Raw genomic sequence first — 20,545 nt, 5'->3', positions numbered from 1 at the left:
GACGGCGGTGCCCCACCGGCACGCGGCCCCGCCGCGCGGGCGCGAACGGCCGCCGTCCGCCCGCTGCGGTCCGGCGGCGGCCGGGCACCCGTCCCGCCCGCCTGCCAGACTGGGCACGGCAAGCCACCCACGCAGGAGGAACCCCCATATGACCCGCGTGATCGCCGGCCGGGCCGGCGGACGCCGCCTGTCCGTACCGCCCGGCACCGGAACCCGGCCGACCTCCGACCGCGCACGCGAGGGCCTGTTCTCCACCTGGCAGTCCCTCCTCGGCGGCCCGCTGGACGGCGAACGGGTCCTGGACCTGTACGCCGGCTCGGGAGCCGTGGGCCTGGAGGCCCTCTCCCGCGGCGCGGGCCACGCGCTCCTGGTGGAGTCGGACGCCCGCGCGGCGAGGACCGTCCGGGAGAACGTGCGGGAACTGGGCCTGCCCGGCGCCGAGGTGCGCACGGGCAAGGCGGAACAGATCATCGGGACGGCACCCCCGGCCGAGCCGTACGACCTGGTCTTCCTGGACCCCCCGTACGCCGTGCGGGACGGCGATCTTCGGGAGATCCTGCTCACACTCCGCTCGGAGGGCTGGCTCGCCGGAGAAGCCCTCGTCACCGTGGAGCGCAGCACCAGAGGCGGCGCGTTCCACTGGCCGGACGGCTTCGAGGCCCTGCGGTCCCGTCGTTACGGCGAGGGAACGTTTTGGTACGGTCGCGCCGCCTCTACGTGCGAAGACGCACGATGACCGGACCGGAGAGCGAGGGATCACAAGTGCGCCGCGCCGTCTGTCCCGGGTCGTTCGACCCGATCACCAACGGACACCTCGACATCATCGCCCGCGCCTCCCGTCTGTACGACGAGGTCTACGTCGCGGTGATGATCAACAAGTCCAAGAAAGGCCTGTTCGAGGTGGAGGAGCGGATCGAGCTGATCCGCGAGGTCACCGCCGAGTACGCCAACGTCCGGGTCGAGGCCTTCCACGGCCTCCTCGTCGACTTCTGCAAGCAGCGCGACATCCCCGCCATCGTCAAGGGCCTGCGTGCCGTCAGCGACTTCGACTACGAGCTGCAGATGGCCCAGATGAACAACGGCCTCACCGGCGTCGAAACGCTGTTCGTCCCCACCAACCCGGTCTACAGCTTCCTGTCCTCCTCCCTGGTCAAGGAGGTCGCGGCCTGGGGCGGCGACATCTCCCACCTGGTGCCGCCCGCGGTGCTGGCCGCCCTGGCCGGGCGGCTGAGGAAGGACTGAGCCCGCCGCCCCGCCCGCCCGCGGGACCCCCGGCCGGGCGACAGCGCGTCACCCGGTGTCCGCCGGTCGCGCCGGGGCCGTACAGTCGTCCCGTCCGTCTCCAACACAGCTGTAGAGAGTGGCGAGTACAGGTGGACGTCCAGAAGAAGCTCGACCAGATCGTCTCCACGGTCGCCGGTGCCCGGTCCATGCCCATGTCCGCCTCGTGCGTGGTCAACCGCGCCGAGCTGCTCGCGCTGCTCGAAGAGGTCCGCGAGGCCCTGCCCGGCTCCCTCGCCCAGGCGCAGGAGCTGATCGGCGACCGTGAGCAGATGGTCGAGCAGGCCCGCCGGGAGGCCGAGCGGATCATCGAGGACGCCCGCAGCGAGCGCGGCTCGCTGGTCGCCGGCACCGAGATCGCCCGCCGCGCCCAGGCCGAGGCCGACCGGATCCTCACCGAGGCCCGCCAGGAGGCCGAGGAGGTCCGCGCCGAGGCCGACGACTACGTCGACTCCAAGCTCGCCAACTTCGAGGTCGTCCTGACCAAGACCCTCGGCTCGGTCGGCCGCGGCCGCGAGAAGCTGCTCGGCACCGGCCCCGGCCTGGACGAGAACGGCTACGAGGACGAGGACGCCCCCGAGCGCAGCCACGATCCCGAGACCCTGCGCCACAACGCCAACCAGTACGTGGACGCCAAGCTGGGCGCCTTCGAGGCGGTCCTCGCCAAGACCCTGGAGGCCGTCGGCCGCGGCCGGCAGAAACTGCACGGCCGGATCGCCACCGACGACCTCGGCGCCCTCGCCGAGGACACCACGACCTTCCAGCACTCCAGCGACGCCGACTACCTCGCCGACCTGGCCGCCCTCGCCGAGGCCGACACCCCCGGCGGCCGCCGCGACCGGCAGCCGCAGGAGCCCGCGCAGCCGGAGCCGCGGTACGAACCGCAGCCGGCGTACGGCTACCAGCAGCAGCCCGACCCCTACGGCGGCTTCCCGCAGCAGACCGGCTACGCCCAGCAGGACCCGTACGGTTACCAGCAGGCGGACACCTACCCCCCCGCCCCCGGCTACGCCCCGGCGCCGGACGCCTCCCTCCAGGGCTACGGGGCCCAGCAGTCCGCCTACGCCCCCCAGCAGGCGCAGGAACCCCAGCAGGCCCAGCAGGGCTACGCCGCCCTCGACGAGACCAGCCTCTTCGACACGAGCATGATCAGCGCCGAGCAGCTGCGCGCGTACGAGCAGGGCCGCGGCCTGTAGCGGGCCACCGGATTGGGCCCTGAGTGAAAGGTCCAGTATCCTGGCTCTTCGGTTGCGTGTACGTCCGCGATCACCGCTGCCCGGAACACCGACGGGCGGCGGCCCTCCGAGTTCGAAGATCGAAAGCAGGAATGGCTCCCCACACGCGTCTTGACCACCGCAACCCCCTCGTGTTCGACACACACGAGCTGGGGCGGCGGCCCGGCGCGCTGCAGCGCCTGAACCGCACGATCGACGCCCCCCGGGACCTCGGTATCCAGGGCGTCATCGGGGTGCCGGAAGGCGCCCCGGTGGAACTCGACCTCCGGCTCGAGTCGGTCATGGAGGGGGTGCTCGTGACGGGCACCGCCCGTGCGCGGACCGAGGGGGAGTGCGTAAGGTGTCTGGAACCGGTCGAGCTGGAGCTCGAAGCGGACTTCCAGGAGCTGTTCTCGTACCCTGACGCCGACGACCGGGGCCGCGTGATCGCGGAACCGGGCGACGACGCCGAGGACGACGAGGACAGGTTCTTCCTCGAGGACGGACTCTTCGACCTCGAACCTCTGCTGCGCGACGCGGTGGTGCTCGCACTGCCGATGCAGCCGGTGTGCCGGGAAGACTGCCCGGGTCTGTGCTCCGAGTGCGGAGTGCGGCTCGCGGACGACCCGGACCACCACCACGACGCCGTCGACATCCGTTGGGCGGCTTTGCAGGGACTCGCCGGTTCACTCGAAGACGGCGAGAAGGACGAGATGAGCGGCGGCGCGCCTCGATCAGCACGCGCCGACGAGAAGCAGGAGAAGTAGCCGTGGCTGTTCCGAAGCGGAAGATGTCGCGCAGCAACACGCGCCACCGCCGGTCGCAGTGGAAGGCTGCGGTCCCCACCCTGGTTGCGTGCGAGCGCTGCCACGAGCCCAAGCAGCAGCACATCGCGTGCCCGTCTTGCGGCACCTACAACAAGCGCCAGGTCCTCGAAGTCTGAGCGGGCTGGTGAGAGGCACTGTGTCCAGTCCCAAGAAGGCGGAAGACGCCAAGGCGGACGCACCCGCCAAGAAGAAGGCGGACAACACGGCCTCGTCCCACACGCTTCTGGAAGGGCGGCTCGGCTACCGGCTTGAGTCCGCCCTTCTGGTGCGTGCGCTGACCCACCGTTCCTACGCGTACGAGAACGGCGGTCTGCCGACGAACGAGCGGCTGGAGTTCCTCGGGGACTCCGTGCTCGGCCTCGTCGTCACGGACACGCTGTACCGCACCCACCCCGACCTGCCCGAGGGCCAACTGGCCAAGCTGCGGGCCGCGGTGGTCAACTCGCGTGCGCTGGCGGAGGTGGGGCGCGGCCTCGACCTGGGCGCCTTCATCCGGCTCGGCCGCGGTGAAGAGGGCACGGGCGGCCGGGACAAGGCGTCCATCCTTGCCGACACCCTGGAAGCGGTGATCGGCGCGGTCTATCTCGACCAGGGCCTCGACGCGGCGTCCGAGCTGGTGCACCGGCTCTTCGACCCGCTGATCGAGAAGTCCTCCAACCTCGGAGCCGGCCTGGACTGGAAGACCAGTCTCCAGGAGCTGACCGCGATCGAGGGGCTCGGCGTGCCCGAGTACCTGGTCACGGAGACCGGCCCCGACCACGAGAAGACCTTCACTGCTGCCGCCCGCGTCGGAGGCGTCTCGTACGGCACCGGCACCGGCCGCAGCAAGAAGGAGGCGGAGCAGCAGGCCGCCGAGTCCGCCTGGCGGTCCATCCGGGCCGTCGCGGACGAGCGCGCCAAGGCGGCCGAAGCGGCCGTCGGCCAGGTGACGGCGGCAGTCGAGGCCGCGGGCCGGGCCGAGGCGGTCCGGGAGATCGCCGCCAAGGACGGCGACCCGTCGTCCGCGCCCGCCTGACGCAAGGCAGCACCGGGCGCCCGCCCCGTCCCTCGCACCGGGGCGGGCGCCCGGTTCCCCCACGGTCCGTACGGGAGTCCCGATGCCCGAGTTGCCCGAGGTCGAGGTCGTCCGGCGCGGTCTCGAGCGGTGGGTCGCCCACCGCACCGTCGCCGACGTCGAGGTGCTGCACCCGCGCGCCGTGCGCCGGCACGTGGCGGGCCCCGACGACTTCGCGCACCGCCTCAAGGGCCACCACATCGGCACGCCCAGCCGGCGCGGCAAGTACCTGTGGCTGCCGCTGGAGGAGACGAACGAGTCGGTCCTCGCCCACCTCGGCATGAGCGGCCAGCTGCTGGTGCAGCCGCACGACGCCCCGGACGAGAAGCACCTGCGCGTCCGCGTCCGCTTCGCCGACGCCCTCGGCACCGAGCTGCGCTTCGTGGACCAGCGCACCTTCGGCGGCCTGTCGCTGCACGACAACACCCCCGACGGCCTGCCCGGCGTCATCGCGCACATCGCCCGCGATCCCCTGGATCCCCTGTTCGACGACGAGGCCTTCCACCTGGCCCTGCGCCGCAGGCGGACCACCGTCAAGCGGGCCCTGCTGGACCAGTCCCTCATCAGCGGCGTCGGCAACATCTACGCGGACGAGGCGCTGTGGCGCTCCCGCGTCCACTACGAGCGGCCGACGGCGGCCTTCACCCGGCCGCGCACCGCGGAGCTCCTCGGCCACGTCCGCGACGTGATGAACGCGGCCCTCTCCGCGGGCGGCACCAGCTTCGACAGCCTGTACGTCAACGTCAACGGCGAGTCGGGCTACTTCAACCGGGCCCTGGACGCGTACGGCCGTGAGGGCCTGCCGTGCAGGCGCTGCGCGACACCCGTCCGCCGGCGTCCCTGGATGAACCGGTCCAGCTACTTCTGCCCGACGTGTCAGAGGGCGCCGCGCCTCCCGTCGTAACGCGCGCGGGCCGCCAGGACGTCGTCCATGGCGCCCTCCACGCAGTGGATCAGGGCGAGCAGCCGCTCGGCGACCTGCCGGCCCAGCGGGGTCAGTTCGTAGTCCACGCGGGGCGGGTTGGTCGGCTGTGCCTCGCGGTGCACCAGGCCGTCGCGTTCCAGCGCGTGCAGCGTCTGGGACAGCATCTTCTCGCTCACGCCGTCGACCCGCCGGCGCAGCTCGTTGAAGCGCAGCGAGCCCCGGTGCAGCGCGCCGAGCGTCAGTGCGCCCCAGCGTCCGGTGACGTGCTCCAGCGTGCCGCGCGAGGGGCACGCCCGGGCGAACACGTCGTAGGCGAGGTCGTCCTGCTCCTGGGTGGTGCCGGTCATGCCGACAAGCGTACGCGACCGCAGCGCTGGCCGACAGGTTGCACCAACCATTGGTTAGTGCTTTCCTGCGGAAAGTGCTTTGAACCGCCGCAGGGCTCCTTCCAGTGATCCGAGGAGTCATCGCCATGACCACCCCGTCGTGTCCGTCGCCTACCACTCCGGCCACGGCCACACCGCCGTGCTCGCCGAGGCCGTCCGTGCCGGTACCGCCGACGCCGGCGCCGAGGTGCACCTGATCAAGGTCGACGAGATCACCGACGGGCAGTGGGAGGTGCTGGACCGCTCCGACGCGATCGTCTTCGGCTCGCCCACCCACATGGGCACCGCCGCCGGCGCCTTCCACGTCTTCGCCGAGGCCGCCTCGGGGCGCTGGCCCGGCCAGGGCCGGCGGGACAAGCCGGCCGCCGGCTTCACCAAGTCCGGTTCCAGGAGCGGCGACGAGCTGCACACCCTGCAGTTCTTCCAGATCCTCGCCGCCCAGCACGGCATGCACCGGGTCCACCTCGGCCTGCTCCCGGGCCGGAACAGCAGCGGGGGCTCCGAGAACGACCTCAACCGCCTCGGTGTCCTCGCGGGCGCCGGGGCCCGGACCGACGTCGACGAGGGCCCGGACGCCGTCCACGAGTGCGGCACGGCCACGGCGGGGCACCTGGGACGCCGGGTGACGCGGACGGCACGGGCATTCGCCCGGGGTCGCGCGGCCGCCTGGGTTCTCCCGCCCCGACCGGGCCGGACCCCGCGAGCCCGGCGGGATCCGAACGGGGCCCTAGTAGCCGAAGTCCTGCGTCCACCAGGGTCCGCCCGCGCCGTAGTGGACGCCGACCCCGAGGGTCCTGAAGTCGCAGTTCAGTATGTTCGCGCGGTGGCCGGCGCTGTTCATCCAGGCCTCCATCACCGCTGCCGCGTCCGCCTGGCCGCGGGCTATGTTCTCGCCGCCGAGGTCGGTCACGCCCGCCTTCGCGGCCCGGTCCCACGGGGTCGCGCCGTCCGGGTCGGTGTGGTCGAAGAAGCCCCGTGCGGCCATGTCGGCGCTGAACGCCTCGGCCAGCCCGGTCAGCGAGGAGTTCGCCGCCAGCGCACTGCACCCGACCTTCGCCCGCTCCTCGTTGACGAGCCTGATCACCTCGGCCTCGGCGGCGGCCTGCGCCGACACCGTCACCGGCGCGGAGGTCCGCGCCGGCGCGCTGGTCGCCGCGTGCGACGGGGCGGCCGCCGGCCGGGACGGCGTGGCCGTCGGCGGTGCCGCCGGCTTGCGGGACGGCGCCTTGGTCCGGGCGGGTGAGGGGGAGGCGGACCTCGAGGGGGAGGCGGACGGGGTGGGGGAGGCCGGACGCCGGTGAGCGCTGCCGGTGGAGGAGGCGCCGGAGGCGCTCCCGCCCGGTGCGTCGGCGCTGCCGGAGGTGCCGCCCTGCTCGGCGGCCGTGTTGCCGGGCGACGCCACGGCCTGCACCCGGTCGCCGCCGGTGGTGGTCGTGCCGCCGCCGAGCCGGTAGTGCTCCAGCCCCGGCACCACGCCCGTGGTCACCGCGACGGTGCCGAGGGCGACGGCGGCGGAGACGCCGAGCAGCCCCGTGCGGACCGGCCGCGCGGCCTTCTTCCGGCGCCGGTGACCGCCCGACGGGCCGTCTTCCGGAAGGGGGCCGCCGCCCGGGGTGGAGCCACCGCCACCGACCGGGGTGGAACCGCTCCCGCCGGGGGAGGCGGGCGACGGCTCGCCGTCCCCGGCGAAGAGGTAGGCCGTGCTCCTGGCGTTGGTCTCGGTGTACGCCTCGGGGTTCAGGTACGGCGCGATGCCCCTGGGGGCGCGCCCGGCCTCGTACGAGTGCGGCGGATCGGCGCTGTCCGGCCCGGAGCGGCGCGTGGGCGTGGCCTGCGCGGCCCGGCCGGTGGTGGCGCGGCCGTCGGCGGAGCGTCGGTGGCGTCCCATGTCCTTGCCCTCTTCCTCGTCCTCGCGGCCGACCCCGGCGCCCCGTGGGCGACTGACCCCCTCCGGCCAACCCAACCCACTCGATCGAGTGAGTTTCATATGAGATTCATTGGGTCGGGACGGTACCCCATGCCAAGGGAGGCGGACGTGTCCCAGCCGGCACCGGGCGGTTAGGTTGCCCCCATGAGCGAGGACGTACGACTGGTCGCCTGGGTCCGCGGACGGGTCCAAGGGGTGGGTTTCCGCTGGTTCACGCGCGCCAAGGCGCTGGAGATCGGCGGCCTGAGTGGTTTTGCTCTCAATTTGGGCGACGGCCGCGTCCAAGTGGTCGTCGAGGGGCCGCGCGCGGGCTGCGAGGGACTCCTCGACTGGCTCCAGCGCGGCGACACGCCCGGTCATGTGGACGGTGTCACCGAGATCTGGGACACACCCCGCGGCGGCTACGACGGCTTCGCCGTCCGCTGACGCGTTTTCGCAGAGCCCCGCGGGCCGGACCCCGGCGAACCGCCACGGGCACGTGCGGGAAGTGGAAACGACCTGGTGGTTGCCAAGGACGGCCTCGCGTGGCAGGCTCCGCGGGAACAGTCGGCCGACGCCGGTCGTCACGTCTTGTGGGCCCCGCAGGAGTCGCCGCGCCGCCGCTTCCCGGCCGTGCGCCCCGGGTTCGCCCGCCAATACAGCGCGTGATCGTGTTGACCGTCAAACTTTTTGGTGAGACGCTGAAAGCCCCACGCACCTTGGCTGTTTGGCATGGCAACAGCGGAGCAGGACCGGAGCATGCCAAGCACCGCGGGTGCGAATCCCTCACGACCCACACCGCATCGGTCGGTCACTCAGTGTGGAGGACCATCCATCATGGCAAAGGCGCTTCTCGGTTACGTCGGCGGCTCCGACCCTCGACTCCTCGCCGAGATGCGACGGCTGCAGCAGCGCGTTCAGGACCTGGAGTCCGAGCTCGTACGGATCCAGGCGGAGAACGAGGCGCTGACGGCCGCCGCCTCTCAGGACAGGATCATGGAGAGCATCGACGCACACCAGGCGGAGCCTGCGCTCACCTGATCGCTGCATCGTCCCAGGACAGCAGTGGTTCGGCTGCCCGTCTCAACTGCACAGTGTCAGACAACCGGAATCCGGCTGTCAGTATTGCAAGGGACGCTTCGGCGTCCCTTCTTTCTTCCCCCGCCTTCTTCCCCCGCGCATCCTTTCACCGTCTTCAACATCTGGTGTGCCCTGCCCGCCCATGGGCGAAACCGTGGGGTCGCGAGTGTCCGTGGAGTGAGATACCGGCGGCGGGTAGAGTCCAAAGGCGTGCACCTCAAGGCCCTGACCCTCCGCGGTTTCAAGTCGTTCGCCTCGGCGACCACGTTCCGGTTCGAACCCGGTATCACGTGCGTCGTCGGACCGAACGGCTCGGGCAAGTCCAACGTCGTGGACGCCCTCAGCTGGGTCATGGGCGAGCAGGGCGCCAAGTCGCTGCGCGGCGGCAAGATGGAGGACGTCATCTTCGCCGGCACCACCGGCCGTCCGCCGCTGGGCCGTGCCGAGGTCTCCCTGACCATCGACAACTCCGACGGGGCGCTGCCCATCGAGTACGCCGAGGTCACCATCACGCGGACCATGTTCCGCAACGGCGGCAGCGAGTACCGGATCAACGGCGACACCTGCCGCCTGCTCGACGTCCAGGAGCTGCTCTCCGACTCCGGCATCGGCCGCGAGATGCACGTCATCGTCGGCCAGGGTCAGCTCGACTCCGTCCTGCACGCCGATCCGACGGGCCGCCGTGCCTTCATCGAAGAGGCCGCCGGCGTGCTGAAGCACCGCAGGCGCAAGGAGAAGGCGCTGCGCAAGCTGGACGCGATGCGGGCCAACCTCGCGCGCGTGCAGGACCTCACCGACGAACTGCGCCGCCAGCTCAAGCCGCTCGGCCGCCAGGCGGCGGTCGCCCGCCGGGCCGCCGTCATCCAGGCCGACCTCCGCGACGCCCGCCTGCGGCTGCTGGCCGACGACCTCGTGCGCCTGCGCGAGGCGCTGCAGGCCGAGATCGCCGACGAGGCCGCGCTGAAGGAGCGCAAGGAGGCCGCCGAGCAGGAGCTGGGGAAGGCACTGCAGCGCGAGTCGCTGCTGGAGGACGAGGTGCGGCGGCTCACGCCGCGCCTCCAGCGCGCCCAGCAGACCTGGTACGAGCTGTCCCAGCTGGCCGAACGGGTCCGCGGCACCGTCTCGCTGGCCGACGCCCGCGTGCGGAGCGCGGCCTCCGCGCCCCCCGAGGAGCGGCGCGGCCGTGACCCCGAGGACATGGAGCGCGAGGCCGCCCGCGTCCGCGAACAGGAGGCCGAACTGGAGGCGGCCCTGGAGGCGGCCCGGCGCGCCCTGGACGACACCGTCGCCCACCGCACCGGGCTGGAACGGGAGCTGGCCGGCGAGGAACGCCGGCTCAGGGACGCCGCCCGCGCCCTCGCCGACCGGCGCGAGGGTCTGGCCCGTCTGTCCGGTCAGGTCGGCGCGGCCCGTTCGCGTGCCGCCTCCGCGCAGGCCGAGATCGACCGGCTGGCCACCGCCCGCGACGAGGCCCGGGAGCGCGCCGTCCGGGCCCGGGAGGAGTACGAGGCGCTGAAGGCCGAGGTGGACGGACTCGACGCGGACGACGCGCAGCTGGCCGAGCGGCAGGAGGAGGCCGGGCGGCAGCTCGCCGAGGCCGAGGCCGCCCTCGGCGCGGCCCGTGAGGCGGCCACCGTGGCCGAACGCCGGCGCGCCGCCACCCGGGCCCGCCACGACGCGCTCGCGCTGGGACTCAGGCGCAAGGACGGCACCGGCACGCTGCTGGGTGCCCGGGACCGGCTCACCGGCCTGCTGGGTCCGGCGGCCGAGCTGCTGGAGGTGACGCCCGGGTACGAGGCCGCGCTGGCGGCCGCGTTCGGCGCGGCGGCGGACGCGGTCGCCGTGACGACCCCGGCGTCGGCCGCCGAGGCGATCAGACTGCTGCGCAAACAGGACGCCGGACGAGCGGCACTGCTGCTGGCCGGTTCCCCGCGGCCCCCCGCCCCGGCCGGCGGCCCGGGTGCCCCCGCCCCTGCGGCCACGGCCACGGGCGGTGCGGACGCGGTGGGCGCGGCGGTGCCCGGGCCGCCGGCCGGGGCGGGGGCGGCACCGGACGGCGGAGCGGGCGGCCTGCCGTGCGGCACCGGGGAGGCCGAGGAGCCCGCCGGCGGGCCGGACCGGGCCGGAGCCGAGGTGCGCCGCGCCGGGCCGCCCTTCGCCGCCGACCTCGTCCGCGCTCCCGCCGAGCTCGTGCCCGCCGTGCGCCGCCTGCTGCGCGGCATCGTCGTCGTCGCGACCCTGCAGGACGCGGAGGAACTGGTCCACGCGCACCCCGGGCTGACCGCCGTCACCGCCGAGGGCGACCTGCTCGGCGCCCACTTCGCGCACGGCGGGTCGGCCGGTGCGCCCAGCCTGCTGGAGGTGCGGGCCTGGGTGGACGAGGCCGCGGCGGAGCTGGCGGAGCTGGCCGTGGGCTGCGAGGAGCTGGCGCGGGCGCAGCACGCGGCGGCCGAACGGCGCACCCGGGCCGCCGCGCGCGTGGAGGAACTGGGGGAGCGGCGCCGGACCGCCGACCGGGAGAAGTCGGCCGTGGCCCAGCAGCTCGGACGGCTGGCGGGACAGGCCCGCGGCGCCGCCGGGGAGGCCGAGCGGTCCGCCGCGGCCGCCGCCCGCGCGCAGGAGGCGCTGGAGGCGGCCGTGCAGGAGGCCGAGGAGCTGGCCGAGCGGCTGGCCGTCGCCGAGGAGATGCCGGCCGAGGAGGAGCCGGACACCTCCGTGCGCGACCGGCTGTCCGCCGACGGGGCCAACGCCCGGCAGACCGAGATGGAGGCCCGCCTGCAGGTCCGTACGCACGAGGAGCGGGTCAAGGGCCTGGCCGGGCGGGCCGACGGGCTGGACCGGGCGGCCCGTGCGGAGCGCGAGGCGCGCGCGCGTGCCGAGCGGCGGCGGGCCCGGCTGCGCCACGAGGCCGCCGTCGCCGGGGCCGTCGCCGCCGGCGCCCGGCAGCTCCTCGCGCACGTCGAGGTGTCGCTCGGCCGGGCCGAGCGGGAGCGCGCCGCCGCCGAGGCCGCCAGGGCCGCGCGCGAGCAGGAGCTGACCGCCGCCCGCACCGCCGGCCGCGAACTGAAGGCCGAACTCGACAAGCTGACGGACTCGGTGCACCGCGGCGAGGTCCTCGGCGCCGAGAAACGGCTGCGCATCGAGCAGCTGGAGACCAGGGCGCTGGAGGAACTGGGGGTCGAACCGGCCGGACTGGTGGCGGAGTACGGCCCGCGCCGGCCCGTGCCGCCCTCCCCGCCCGCGGAGGGCGAGGAGCTGCCCGAGGACCCCGGGCACCCGCGCAACCGGCCCCGGCCCTTCGTGCGGGCCGAGCAGGAGCAGCGGCTCAGGGCCGCCGAGCGGGCGTACCAGCGGCTGGGCAAGGTGAACCCGCTCGCCCTGGAGGAGTTCGCGGCGCTGGAGGAGCGGCACCAGTTCCTCGGCGAGCAGCTGGAGGACCTGAAGAAGACCCGCGCCGACCTGCTCCAGGTGGTGAAGGAGGTGGACGAGCGCGTCGAGCAGGTCTTCACCGAGGCCTACCGGGACACCGCGCGCGAGTTCGAGGGCGTCTTCGGCCGGCTGTTCCCCGGCGGCGAGGGCCGCCTGGTGCTGACCGACCCGGACGACATGCTCGCCACCGGGGTGGACGTCGAGGCCCGGCCGCCGGGCAAGAGGGTCAAGCGGCTGTCCCTGCTGTCGGGCGGCGAGCGGTCGCTGACCGCCGTCGCGCTGCTGGTGTCGATCTTCAAGGCCCGGCCGAGTCCGTTCTACGTCATGGACGAGGTCGAGGCCGCGCTCGACGACACCAACCTCCAGCGGCTGATCCGGATCATGCAGGAGCTGCAGGAGGCCTCGCAACTGATCGTGATCACGCACCAGAAGCGCACGATGGAGATCGCCGACGCGCTCTACGGCGTGTCCATGCAGGGCGATGGCGTGTCCAAGGTGATCTCCCAGCGGCTCCGCTGATGCACATTTTCAGATCATCTTCACTCTGAGTTCAAGGTTTGAACACGTAACGACCCCATATATCTCGTAAGTCGCAGTGCCTGGCCTATTGACTTCGAAACTTGAAGGCATAGTCTCTGCAACGTTGCTTTTACCTTCAGGTGTGAGTGGGCGTGAACCCGCGCCTCACCGGATACCTGAAAGGGATCACCCCACCCCGGCAGCGTTGCCGCGGCCCGAGGAGTTTTTCGTGACCAGCACAGCGCAGGCACCTCAGCCAGAAGCCAGGACGGCTCACCCCGAACATCTCGGGCACGTCATCTTCATCGCGGCGGCAGCCGCCATGGGCGGCTTCCTCTTCGGCTACGACAGCTCCGTGATCAACGGCGCCGTCGAGGCCATCCGCGACCGTTACGACGTCGGTTCCGCGGCTCTCGCCCAGGTCATCGCCGTCGCCCTGATCGGCTGCGCCATCGGTGCCGCGACCGCCGGCCGCATAGCCGACCGGATCGGCCGCATCCGCTGCATGCAGATCGCCGCCGTGCTGTTCACGGTCAGCTCCGTCGGCTCCGCGCTGCCCTTCGCCCTGTGGGACCTCGCGCTGTGGCGCGTCATCGGCGGGTTCGCCATCGGCATGGCCTCCGTCATCGGCCCGGCCTACATCGCCGAGGTCGCCCCGCCCGCCTACCGCGGCCGCCTGGGCTCCTTCCAGCAGGCCGCGATCGTCGTCGGCATCGCCGTCTCCCAGCTCGTCAACTGGGGCCTGCTCAACGCCGCCGACGGCGACCAGCGCGGCAAGCTGATGGGCCTGGAGGCCTGGCAGGTCATGCTCGGCGTGATGGTCGTCCCGGCCGTCCTCTACGGTCTGCTGTCCTTCGCCATCCCCGAGTCCCCGCGCTTCCTGATCTCCGTCGGCAAGCACGACCGCGCCCGGCAGATCCTCGGCGAGGTCGAGGGCGGCGGCGTCGACCTGGACGCGCGCGTCCACGAGATCGAGACGGCCATGCGGCGCGAGGAGAAGTCGAGCTTCCGCGACCTGCTCGGCGGCGGCTTCCTCTTCAAGCCGATCGTCTGGATCGGCATCGGCCTGTCGGTCTTCCAGCAGTTCGTCGGCATCAACGTCGCGTTCTACTACTCCTCGACGCTGTGGCAGTCGGTCGGCGTCGACCCGACGGACTCCTTCCTCTACTCCTTCACGACGTCGATCATCAACATCATCGGCACCGTGATCGCGATGATCTTCGTGGACCGCGTCGGCCGCAAGCCGCTGGCCCTCGTCGGCTCGGTCGGCATGGCCGTCGGCCTCGCGCTGGAGGCGTGGGCGTTCAGCTACCACCTGGTCGACGGCAAGCTGCCGAGCACCCAGGGCTGGGTCGCCCTGATCGCCGCACACGTGTTCGTCCTGTTCTTCGCCCTGTCCTGGGGCGTCGTGGTCTGGGTCTTCCTCGGCGAGATGTTCCCGAACCGGATCCGAGCCGCCGCCCTGGGCGTGGCCGCCTGCGCGCAGTGGATCGCCAACTGGGCCATCACCGCGAGCTTCCCGTCGCTGGCCGACTGGAACCTCTCCGGCACCTACGTGATCTACACGGTCTTCGCCGCGCTCTCCATCCCGTTCGTCCTGAAGTTCGTCAAGGAGACGAAGGGCAAGACGCTGGAGGAGATGGGCTGACCGCACCCCGACCCGGGGGGAAGGGCCAAGTCCCCGCCGCCCCTCTCCCCGTACCGTCCGCCGCCCCCGGACCGGCCACTGCCCGGTCCGGGGGCGGCGGTGCCGTACGCGGCGGTGCGGGGCCCGGCGGGGGAGCGTCCCCGGGGGGCCACCGCCGGCCGGGGCGCTCGCGCGCCGGCCGCGCACGGCCGCGGGGCGGGCCGCGGACCGGTGGGCGGGAGGCGGCCACGGCCCGGTGCCCGCACCCGGCCCGGCGCCCGCACCCCGTGCGACGCAACGGGATCGCACGGTCGCAAGCAGGGTGCCGCCGCACCCCATGGCCGATACTGGACGGGTTATGGAAACCGTCATCCTTGCTGTAGTCATCGCCGTGGTCCTGCTCGGCGCGCTCGGCGGGCTGGTCGTCGGCAGCCGGCGCAGGAAGCCGCTGCCCCCGCCCCCGCCCTCCGCGCCCGACATCACCGCGCCCCCGGCCGAGCCGCACGTCGGCGACGAGGCCGAGACGCCGCGCGACGAACCGCGCCGGACCATCGAGGAGGTGGATCTCCCGGGCGGCCCGACACCGGTCGTCGTCGCGGAGCCTCCCCCCGTCGAGGCTCCCGGGATCGAGATCCCGGAGCCCACCGCGGGGCGCCTGGTCCGCCTGCGCACCCGCCTGTCCCGCTCGCAGAACGCCCTGGGCAAGGGCCTGCTCACGCTGCTGTCCCGCGAACACCTCGACGAGGACACCTGGGAGGAGATCGAGGACACGCTGCTGACCGCCGACGTCGGCGTGCAGCCGACCCAGGAACTGGTCGAGCGGCTGCGCGAGCGGGTCAGGGTGCTGGGCACCCGCACCCCGGAGGAACTGCGCGGCCTGCTCCGCGAGGAGCTGATCAAGCTGGTCGGCACGGACGCCGACCGCACGGTCAGGACCGAACCCGAGGGCCGCAAGCCCGGCATCGTGATGGTGGTCGGCGTCAACGGCACCGGCAAGACGACCACCACCGGCAAGCTCGCCCGCGTCCTGGTCGCCGACGGCCGCACCGTCGTCCTCGGCGCCGCGGACACCTTCCGCGCCGCCGCCGCCGACCAGCTCCAGACCTGGGGCGAGCGCGTGGGCGCCTACACCGTGCGCGGGCCCGAGGGCGGCGACCCCGCCTCCGTCGCCTTCGACTCGGTCAAGGAGGGCAAGGAGATGGGGGTCGACGTCGTCCTCATCGACACCGCCGGCCGCCTGCACACCAAGACCGGCCTCATGGACGAGCTGGGCAAGGTCAAGCGCGTGGTGGAGAAGCACGCGCCGCTGGACGAGGTGCTGCTCGTCCTCGACGCCACCACCGGCCAGAACGGCCTGGTCCAGGCGCGGGTGTTCGCGGAGGTCGTGGACATCACCGGCATCGTGCTCACCAAGCTGGACGGCACCGCCAAGGGCGGCATCGTGATCGCGGTCCAGCGCGAACTGGGCGTCCCGGTCAAGCTGATCGGCCTCGGCGAGGGCGCGGACGACCTGGCGCCGTTCGAGGCGGAGGCGTTCGTGGACGCGCTGATCGGCGAGTGAGCCGCGGACCGGCGTAGGTGCCCGGCAACGAGAAGCGCCCGCCCCCGGGACGTGGACGGGGTCGGGCGCTTCGCCGTGTCCGGTGCCGTGCGGCGCCGTTCACGTCCGGGTCCGCGACCGGTGGGCCACGTACGCCAGCGTGCCCAGCAGCAGCCGGGCCGCCGGAGGCCGCGCCGCCGAGTCCAGCGCCGGCGGGCGCAGCCAGCGCACCGGGCCGAGGCCGCCCCGGTCGGAGGGCGGAGCCGTGATGTGCGTCCCGGGGCCGAGGCCGTGCAGGTCCAGGGCGGCCGGGTCGTCCCAGCCCATCCGGTAGAGCAGTCGCGGCAGGTCGGCGGCGGCGCCGGGAGCGACCAGGAAGTGGGCGCGGCCGTCCGGGGTCGCGGCGACCGGACCGAGCGGCAGTCCCATGCGTTCGAGGCGCACCAGCGCGCGCCGCCCGGCCGGCGCGGCGACCTCGATGACGTCGAAGGAGCGGCCGACGGGCAGCATCACGGCGGCGCCCGGGAACCCGGCCCACACCTCGGTCACCTCGGCGAGCGTGGCCCCGGCCGGCACCACGGGGGCGAAGTCGAGGGGGTGGGCGCCCGGTGCCCGGCAGCCGGAGCGCCCGCAGGAGCAGGCGCCCGCCGCGGCCCGCGCGCCCGGCACCACGTCCCAGCCGCACAGCCCGGTGAACTCGGCGACGGCGGTGCACTCCGGGGAACGGCCCCGCCGACGGGCGCCGGAGCGGATCTCGCGGATGCCGCCGATCGTGAAGTCCATGCCTCCTCCAACGGGTCCAGCGCGCCGGTGGTTACGACGAGGAACGGCACGGAAGCGGAACGTGACCTGTGGAACCGCCTTCCCCCTCTCGCGCGGGACGAAGGCGGCGTCCGGTGGCACCGGGGGGCGTGCGCCGAAGGGCGCGCGCCCCAGCGCACATCGCTCCGCCCACTTCCGGCGGTCCTGTGTCAAGTGAATCGCGTGCCGGCCGCCCGGAGTTCCATCGAAGGGGTGGCGAATGGTGGCGTTTTCGGGGCGGCCGAGGTTGAACCGGTGATCGTGGGATTACCGTGAGTGCGCGGGGCCTCGGGGCACATGCACTCGTGGGTATGCCGGGGGCAAGCCGCCACCGCGTTCGAAGGGTGGGAACCGGCGGACGCGAGGCCGTGTTCACCGGCATTCTGTTAGGGCTCGGCGCACTCGGCGGCAAGTGGTCTCGGGAAGTGGGGGCGTTCCAGTGGGCGGCAACGGCGGTGGCGGCGCGAACGCGGACAAGCGCCCCAACGAACTGCTCGGCTCCTGGTTCGTGCGCAGCGGCTGGTCCAAGGGCGAACTGGCCCGCCAGGTGAACCGCCGGGCCCGCCGGCTGGGGGCCAACCACATCTCCACGGACACCTCCCGGGTACGCCGCTGGCTGGACGGGGAGAACCCGCGCGAGCCGATCCCGCGCATCCTGTCCGAGCTGTTCTCCGAGCGCTTCGGCTGCGTCGTCTCCGTCGAGGACCTCGGCCTGCGCGCCGCCCGCCCCGCGCCCTCCGCGTCCGGCGTCGACCTGCCCTGGACGGGGCCGCAGACCGTGGAGCTGCTCAGCGAGTTCTCCCGCAGCGACCTGATGCTGGCGCGACGCGGCTTCCTCGGGACCTCCCTGGCCCTGTCCGCCGGGCCCTCCCTCATCGAGCCCCTCCAGCGCTGGCTGGTGCCCGCCCCCGCCTCGCCGGTCCCGTCCGGGTCCGTCCCGGAGTCCGTCCTGGACTCCCGCAGGCCGGGCCGGCTGTCCCGGCCGGAGCTGGAGCTGCTGGAGTCCACCACGGTGATGTTCCGCCAGTGGGACGCCCAGTGCGGCGGCGGCCTGCGCCGCAAGGCGGTCGTCGGCCAGCTGCACGAGGTCACCGACCTCCTCCAGGAGCCCCAGCCGCAGGCCACCACGCGCAGGCTCTTCGGGGTCGCCGCCGAGCTCGCCGAACTCGCCGGCTGGATGTCGTACGACGTGGGCCTCCAGCCCACCGCGCAGAAGTACTTCGTCCTCGCCCTGCACGCCGCCAAGGAGGCCGGCGACCGGCCGCTCGGCTCCTACGTCCTGTCCAGCATGAGCCGTCAGATGATCCACCTGGGCCGGCCCGACGACGCCCTGGAACTCGTCCACCTCGCCCAGTACGGCAGCCGCGACTGCGCGAGCCCCCGCACCCAGTCCATGCTGTATGCGATGGAGGCCCGCGCGTACGCCAACATGGGCCAGCCCGGCAAGTGCAAGCGGGCGGTGCGCATGGCCGAGGACGCCTTCGCCGAGGTCGACGAGTGGGACGAGCCGGACCCCGACTGGATCCGCTTCTTCTCCGAGGCCGAGCTGTACGGCGAGAACTCCCACTCCTTCCGCGACCTCGCCTACGTCGCCGGCCGCAGCCCCACCTACGCCTCCCTGGCCGAGCCGCTCATGCGCAAGGCCGTCGAGCTGTTCGCCCAGGACGCCGAGCACCAGCGGTCGTACGCGCTCAACCTGATCGGCATGGCCACCGTGCACCTGCTGCAGCGCGAGCCCGAGCGCAGCACGGAGTACGCCCTGCAGGCCATGCGGACCGCCCAGAAGGTCCGCTCCGAGCGGGTGAACACCCGTATCCGGAAGACCGTCGACACGGCCGTCCGCGACTTCGGCGGGCTCGCCGCGGTGGCCGACCTGGTCGACCAGCTCGCCACGGACCTGCCGGAGGCCGCCGAGGCGGTCTGAGCGCGGCAGCACCCGGTCCCCGGCCGCGGCCGGTCCTCCCGAACCGCCCGACCCGGCTCCCCCGCGCCAGGTCAGTCGAGAGGACCGCCGCGGCCGGTTTCCCCGCCTCCCGGGAAGGTCGCGCCACGATAACGGTCCCCCGGCCGCGCATCCCGCACTTCACCGACGCGTAACACGCCGGACGCCTTCGTCACCCCGGCGAAACAACGGGGGGCGCCCACCGAAACCGCGCTGCGTCAATCTCATGGCGCACAGCCGGCCCGCCCCTCACTGACCGGACCGCTCAGGCACCGCCCGCACGGGGCCGTACCAACCGACGAGGAGACGCCGATGGCACCAGCCATCACGCTTGCCGCGGAGGCACCCAAACTGTCATCCGCGAACACGGGCTTCATGCTCATCTGTTCCGCCCTGGTGCTGGTCATGACCCCGGGCCTGGCCTTCTTCTACGGAGGCATGGTCCGCGTCAAGAGCACCCTCAACATGCTGATGATGAGCTTCATCAGCATGGGCATCGTCACCATCCTGTGGGTGCTCTACGGCTTCTCCCTCGCCTTCGGCACGGACTCCGGCAGCCTCATCGGGTGGAACTCCGGCTGGGTCGGCCTCAGCGACATCGGCCTCACGGACCTCTGGGACGGCTACACCATCCCCGTCTTCGTCTTCATGGTCTTCCAGCTGATGTTCGCGATCATCACCCCGGCCCTGATAAGCGGCGCCCTGGCCGACCGGGTCAAGTTCTCGGCGTGGTCGCTGTTCATCGTCCTGTGGGCCACGGTCGTCTACTTCCCGGTCGCCCACTGGGTCTGGGGCGCCGGCGGCTGGGCCTACGAGCTCGGTGTGATCGACTTCGCCGGCGGTACGGCGGTCCACATCAACGCCGGTGCCGCGGCGCTCGGCGTCATCCTGGTCATCGGCAGGCGCCGCGGCTTCAAGAAGGACCCGATGCGCCCGCACAGCCTGCCGCTGGTCATGCTCGGCGCGGGCCTGCTGTGGTTCGGCTGGTTCGGCTTCAACGCCGGCTCCTGGCTCGGCAACGACGACGGCGTCGGCGCGCTGATGTTCGTCAACACCCAGGTCGCCACCGCCGCCGCCATGCTGGCCTGGCTCGCCTACGAGAAGATCCGCCACGGCGCGTTCACCACGCTCGGCGCCGCCTCCGGCGCGGTCGCCGGCCTGGTCGCGATCACCCCGTCCGGCGGCGCGGTCTCCCCGCTCGGCGCGATCGCGGTCGGTGCCGTCGCCGGTGTCGCCTGCGCCGCGGCCGTCGGCCTGAAGTTCAGGTTCAACTACGACGACTCGCTCGACGTCGTCGGCGTCCACATGGTCGGCGGCATCATCGGCTCCCTGCTCATCGGCTTCCTCGCCACCGGCAAGGGCCAGTCCACCGCGACGGGCGTCTTCTACGGCGACCACTCCTTCGACCAGCTGTGGAAGCAGTGCGCCGGTGTCTTCGCCGTCCTCGCCTACTCCCTGATCGCCTCGGCCGTCCTCGCCCTCCTCCTCGACAGGACCATGGGCATGCGGGTCACCGAGGACGAGGAGGTCTCCGGCATCGACCAGGCCGAGCACGCCGAGACCGCGTACGACTTCAGCGGTGCGGGCGGCGGCGTCGCCGGCACCGCCCACGCCCCGAGCCCGGCCGCCGCGCAGAGCAGGAAGGTGGACGCATGAAGCTCATCACCGCCGTCGTCAAGCCCCACCGGCTGGACGAGATCAAGGAGGCTTTGCAGGCCTTCGGCGTGCACGGGCTGACGGTCACCGAGGCGAGCGGCTACGGTCGCCAGCGGGGCCACACCGAGGTCTACCGCGGTGCCGAGTACACCGTCGACCTGGTCCCCAAGGTCCGCATCGAGGTACTGGCCGAGGACGACGACACCGAGCAGCTCATCGAGGTCATCGTCAAGGCGGCCCGCACCGGCAAGATCGGTGACGGCAAGGTCTGGTCCCTGCCGGTCGAGACGGCCGTGCGCGTCCGTACCGGCGAGCGCGGCCCGGACGCGCTCTGACACGACAGGAAGACAGGAGTCGC

Annotated in this window: 18 protein-coding genes and 1 pseudogene; 16 read left to right on the top strand and 3 right to left on the bottom strand. The window is 73.0% G+C overall.

Translation table 11 applies throughout. The features are described 5' to 3' along the window. The first annotated feature begins 148 nt into the window (after positions 1-148). From rsmD to mutM, 7 genes are all read left to right on the top strand, one after another. The gene (gene rsmD / locus QQY24_RS09015; protein ID WP_301972150.1) at positions 149-736 is read left to right on the top strand and encodes a 16S rRNA (guanine(966)-N(2))-methyltransferase RsmD; all 588 of its coding nucleotides are present in this window, start codon (positions 149-151) and stop codon (positions 734-736) included. Between the two features lie 26 nt (positions 737-762). After that, a complete protein-coding gene (gene coaD, locus QQY24_RS09010) occupies positions 763-1,242 on the top strand; it encodes a pantetheine-phosphate adenylyltransferase (protein WP_301976184.1) in 480 nt (159 codons plus the stop codon). A gap of 131 nt (positions 1,243-1,373) precedes the next feature. Beyond that, positions 1,374-2,477 (top strand): ATP synthase F0 subunit B, encoded by a 1,104-nt coding sequence (locus tag QQY24_RS09005; RefSeq protein WP_301972149.1) that lies wholly within the window; start codon positions 1,374-1,376, stop codon positions 2,475-2,477. Positions 2,478-2,608: 131 nt separating this feature from the next. Then, positions 2,609-3,262 carry a DUF177 domain-containing protein gene (locus QQY24_RS09000; RefSeq protein ID WP_301972148.1) on the top strand — a complete coding sequence of 218 codons (654 nt, stop codon included), beginning with the start codon at positions 2,609-2,611 and terminating at the stop codon, positions 3,260-3,262. Between the two features lie 2 nt (positions 3,263-3,264). Continuing rightward, positions 3,265-3,438 carry a 50S ribosomal protein L32 gene (rpmF, locus tag QQY24_RS08995; protein ID WP_003951102.1) on the top strand — a complete coding sequence of 58 codons (174 nt, stop codon included), beginning with the start codon at positions 3,265-3,267 and terminating at the stop codon, positions 3,436-3,438. An 8-nt stretch (positions 3,439-3,446) separates the two neighbouring features. After that, positions 3,447-4,337, top strand: coding sequence for a ribonuclease III (gene rnc, locus QQY24_RS08990; RefSeq protein ID WP_301972147.1), 891 nt, complete (start codon positions 3,447-3,449; stop codon positions 4,335-4,337). A gap of 82 nt (positions 4,338-4,419) precedes the next feature. Further along, positions 4,420-5,280, top strand: a complete 861-nt coding sequence (gene mutM, locus QQY24_RS08985; RefSeq protein WP_301972146.1) for a bifunctional DNA-formamidopyrimidine glycosylase/DNA-(apurinic or apyrimidinic site) lyase — start codon at positions 4,420-4,422, stop codon at positions 5,278-5,280. Here the strand turns inward: mutM and QQY24_RS08980 are convergent. Continuing rightward, a complete protein-coding gene (locus QQY24_RS08980; RefSeq protein ID WP_301972145.1) occupies positions 5,253-5,648 on the bottom strand; it encodes a helix-turn-helix domain-containing protein in 396 nt (131 codons plus the stop codon). The two genes, mutM and QQY24_RS08980, sit on opposite strands and share 28 nt — an antisense overlap. Before the next feature lie 139 nt (positions 5,649-5,787). On the opposite strand from QQY24_RS08980, the pseudogene QQY24_RS08975 reads away from it, so the two are divergent. Further along, positions 5,788-6,351, top strand: a pseudogene (locus tag QQY24_RS08975) (flavodoxin family protein); the annotation flags it as partial. Positions 6,352-6,414: 63 nt separating this feature from the next. Here the strand turns inward: QQY24_RS08975 and QQY24_RS08970 are convergent. After that, a complete protein-coding gene (locus tag QQY24_RS08970; protein ID WP_301972144.1) occupies positions 6,415-7,575 on the bottom strand; it encodes a CAP domain-containing protein in 1,161 nt (386 codons plus the stop codon). Positions 7,576-7,758: 183 nt separating this feature from the next. Here QQY24_RS08970 and QQY24_RS08965 point away from each other — a divergent pair, with 183 nt between their 5' ends. The 5 genes from QQY24_RS08965 (at position 7,759) to ftsY (ending at position 15,809) form a co-directional block, all read left to right on the top strand. Further along, positions 7,759-8,040: an acylphosphatase gene (locus tag QQY24_RS08965; RefSeq protein WP_301972143.1), complete on the top strand. Its 282-nt coding sequence runs from the start codon at positions 7,759-7,761 to the stop codon at positions 8,038-8,040. A 390-nt stretch (positions 8,041-8,430) separates the two neighbouring features. Then, positions 8,431-8,634, top strand: coding sequence for a hypothetical protein (locus QQY24_RS08960; protein ID WP_014675251.1), 204 nt, complete (start codon positions 8,431-8,433; stop codon positions 8,632-8,634). A gap of 249 nt (positions 8,635-8,883) precedes the next feature. Further along, positions 8,884-12,621 carry an AAA family ATPase gene (locus QQY24_RS08955; protein ID WP_301972142.1) on the top strand — a complete coding sequence of 1,246 codons (3,738 nt, stop codon included), beginning with the start codon at positions 8,884-8,886 and terminating at the stop codon, positions 12,619-12,621. 229 nt (positions 12,622-12,850) lie between these two features. Then, entirely contained in the window at positions 12,851-14,269 is a 1,419-nt protein-coding gene (locus QQY24_RS08950) for a sugar porter family MFS transporter (RefSeq protein ID WP_301972141.1), read from the top strand. 337 nt (positions 14,270-14,606) lie between these two features. Next, positions 14,607-15,809 (top strand): signal recognition particle-docking protein FtsY, encoded by a 1,203-nt coding sequence (ftsY, locus tag QQY24_RS08945; protein ID WP_301972140.1) that lies wholly within the window; start codon positions 14,607-14,609, stop codon positions 15,807-15,809. Positions 15,810-15,908: 99 nt separating this feature from the next. Here ftsY and QQY24_RS08940 read toward each other — a convergent pair whose 3' ends face one another. Further along, positions 15,909-16,571 (bottom strand): bifunctional DNA primase/polymerase, encoded by a 663-nt coding sequence (locus QQY24_RS08940; protein WP_301972139.1) that lies wholly within the window; start codon positions 16,569-16,571, stop codon positions 15,909-15,911. A 457-nt stretch (positions 16,572-17,028) separates the two neighbouring features. Here QQY24_RS08940 and QQY24_RS08935 point away from each other — a divergent pair, with 457 nt between their 5' ends. The 3 genes from QQY24_RS08935 (at position 17,029) to QQY24_RS08925 (ending at position 20,522) form a co-directional block, all read left to right on the top strand. Next, positions 17,029-18,513, top strand: coding sequence for a hypothetical protein (locus tag QQY24_RS08935; RefSeq protein WP_301972138.1), 1,485 nt, complete (start codon positions 17,029-17,031; stop codon positions 18,511-18,513). 330 nt (positions 18,514-18,843) lie between these two features. Continuing rightward, complete coding sequence (locus QQY24_RS08930; protein WP_301972137.1) at positions 18,844-20,187, top strand: ammonium transporter; 1,344 nt, start codon at positions 18,844-18,846, stop codon at positions 20,185-20,187. Then, positions 20,184-20,522 carry a P-II family nitrogen regulator gene (locus QQY24_RS08925; protein ID WP_301972136.1) on the top strand — a complete coding sequence of 113 codons (339 nt, stop codon included), beginning with the start codon at positions 20,184-20,186 and terminating at the stop codon, positions 20,520-20,522. The genes QQY24_RS08930 and QQY24_RS08925 overlap by 4 nt, the downstream gene beginning before the upstream one ends. Positions 20,523-20,545: the final 23 nt, after the last annotated feature.

Source organism: Streptomyces sp. TG1A-8, assembly GCF_030499535.1.
In the GTDB taxonomy this organism is placed as follows: Bacteria; Actinomycetota; Actinomycetes; order Streptomycetales; family Streptomycetaceae; genus Streptomyces.
Note: the sequence above shows the minus strand (reverse complement) of the source record. Positions and strands in the feature narration are given on the sequence as shown.

Bases quoted from the DNA above. Each gene is read 5' to 3' on its own strand.
- QQY24_RS08930 (WP_301972137.1), top strand. From the start codon at position 18,844: ATGGCACCAGCCATCACGCTTGCCGCGGAGGCACCCAAACTGTCATCC.
- QQY24_RS08940 (WP_301972139.1), bottom strand. From the start codon at position 16,571: ATGGACTTCACGATCGGCGGCATCCGCGAGATCCGCTCCGGCGCCCGT.
- rsmD (WP_301972150.1), top strand. From the start codon at position 149: ATGACCCGCGTGATCGCCGGCCGGGCCGGCGGACGCCGCCTGTCCGTA.
- QQY24_RS09000 (WP_301972148.1), top strand. From the start codon at position 2,609: ATGGCTCCCCACACGCGTCTTGACCACCGCAACCCCCTCGTGTTCGAC.
- ftsY (WP_301972140.1), top strand. From the start codon at position 14,607: ATGGAAACCGTCATCCTTGCTGTAGTCATCGCCGTGGTCCTGCTCGGC.
- QQY24_RS08960 (WP_014675251.1), top strand. From the start codon at position 8,431: ATGGCAAAGGCGCTTCTCGGTTACGTCGGCGGCTCCGACCCTCGACTC.
- QQY24_RS08965 (WP_301972143.1), top strand. From the start codon at position 7,759: ATGAGCGAGGACGTACGACTGGTCGCCTGGGTCCGCGGACGGGTCCAA.
- mutM (WP_301972146.1), top strand. From the start codon at position 4,420: ATGCCCGAGTTGCCCGAGGTCGAGGTCGTCCGGCGCGGTCTCGAGCGG.
- QQY24_RS08970 (WP_301972144.1), bottom strand. From the start codon at position 7,575: ATGGGACGCCACCGACGCTCCGCCGACGGCCGCGCCACCACCGGCCGG.
- QQY24_RS08925 (WP_301972136.1), top strand. From the start codon at position 20,184: ATGAAGCTCATCACCGCCGTCGTCAAGCCCCACCGGCTGGACGAGATC.
- QQY24_RS08980 (WP_301972145.1), bottom strand. From the start codon at position 5,648: ATGACCGGCACCACCCAGGAGCAGGACGACCTCGCCTACGACGTGTTC.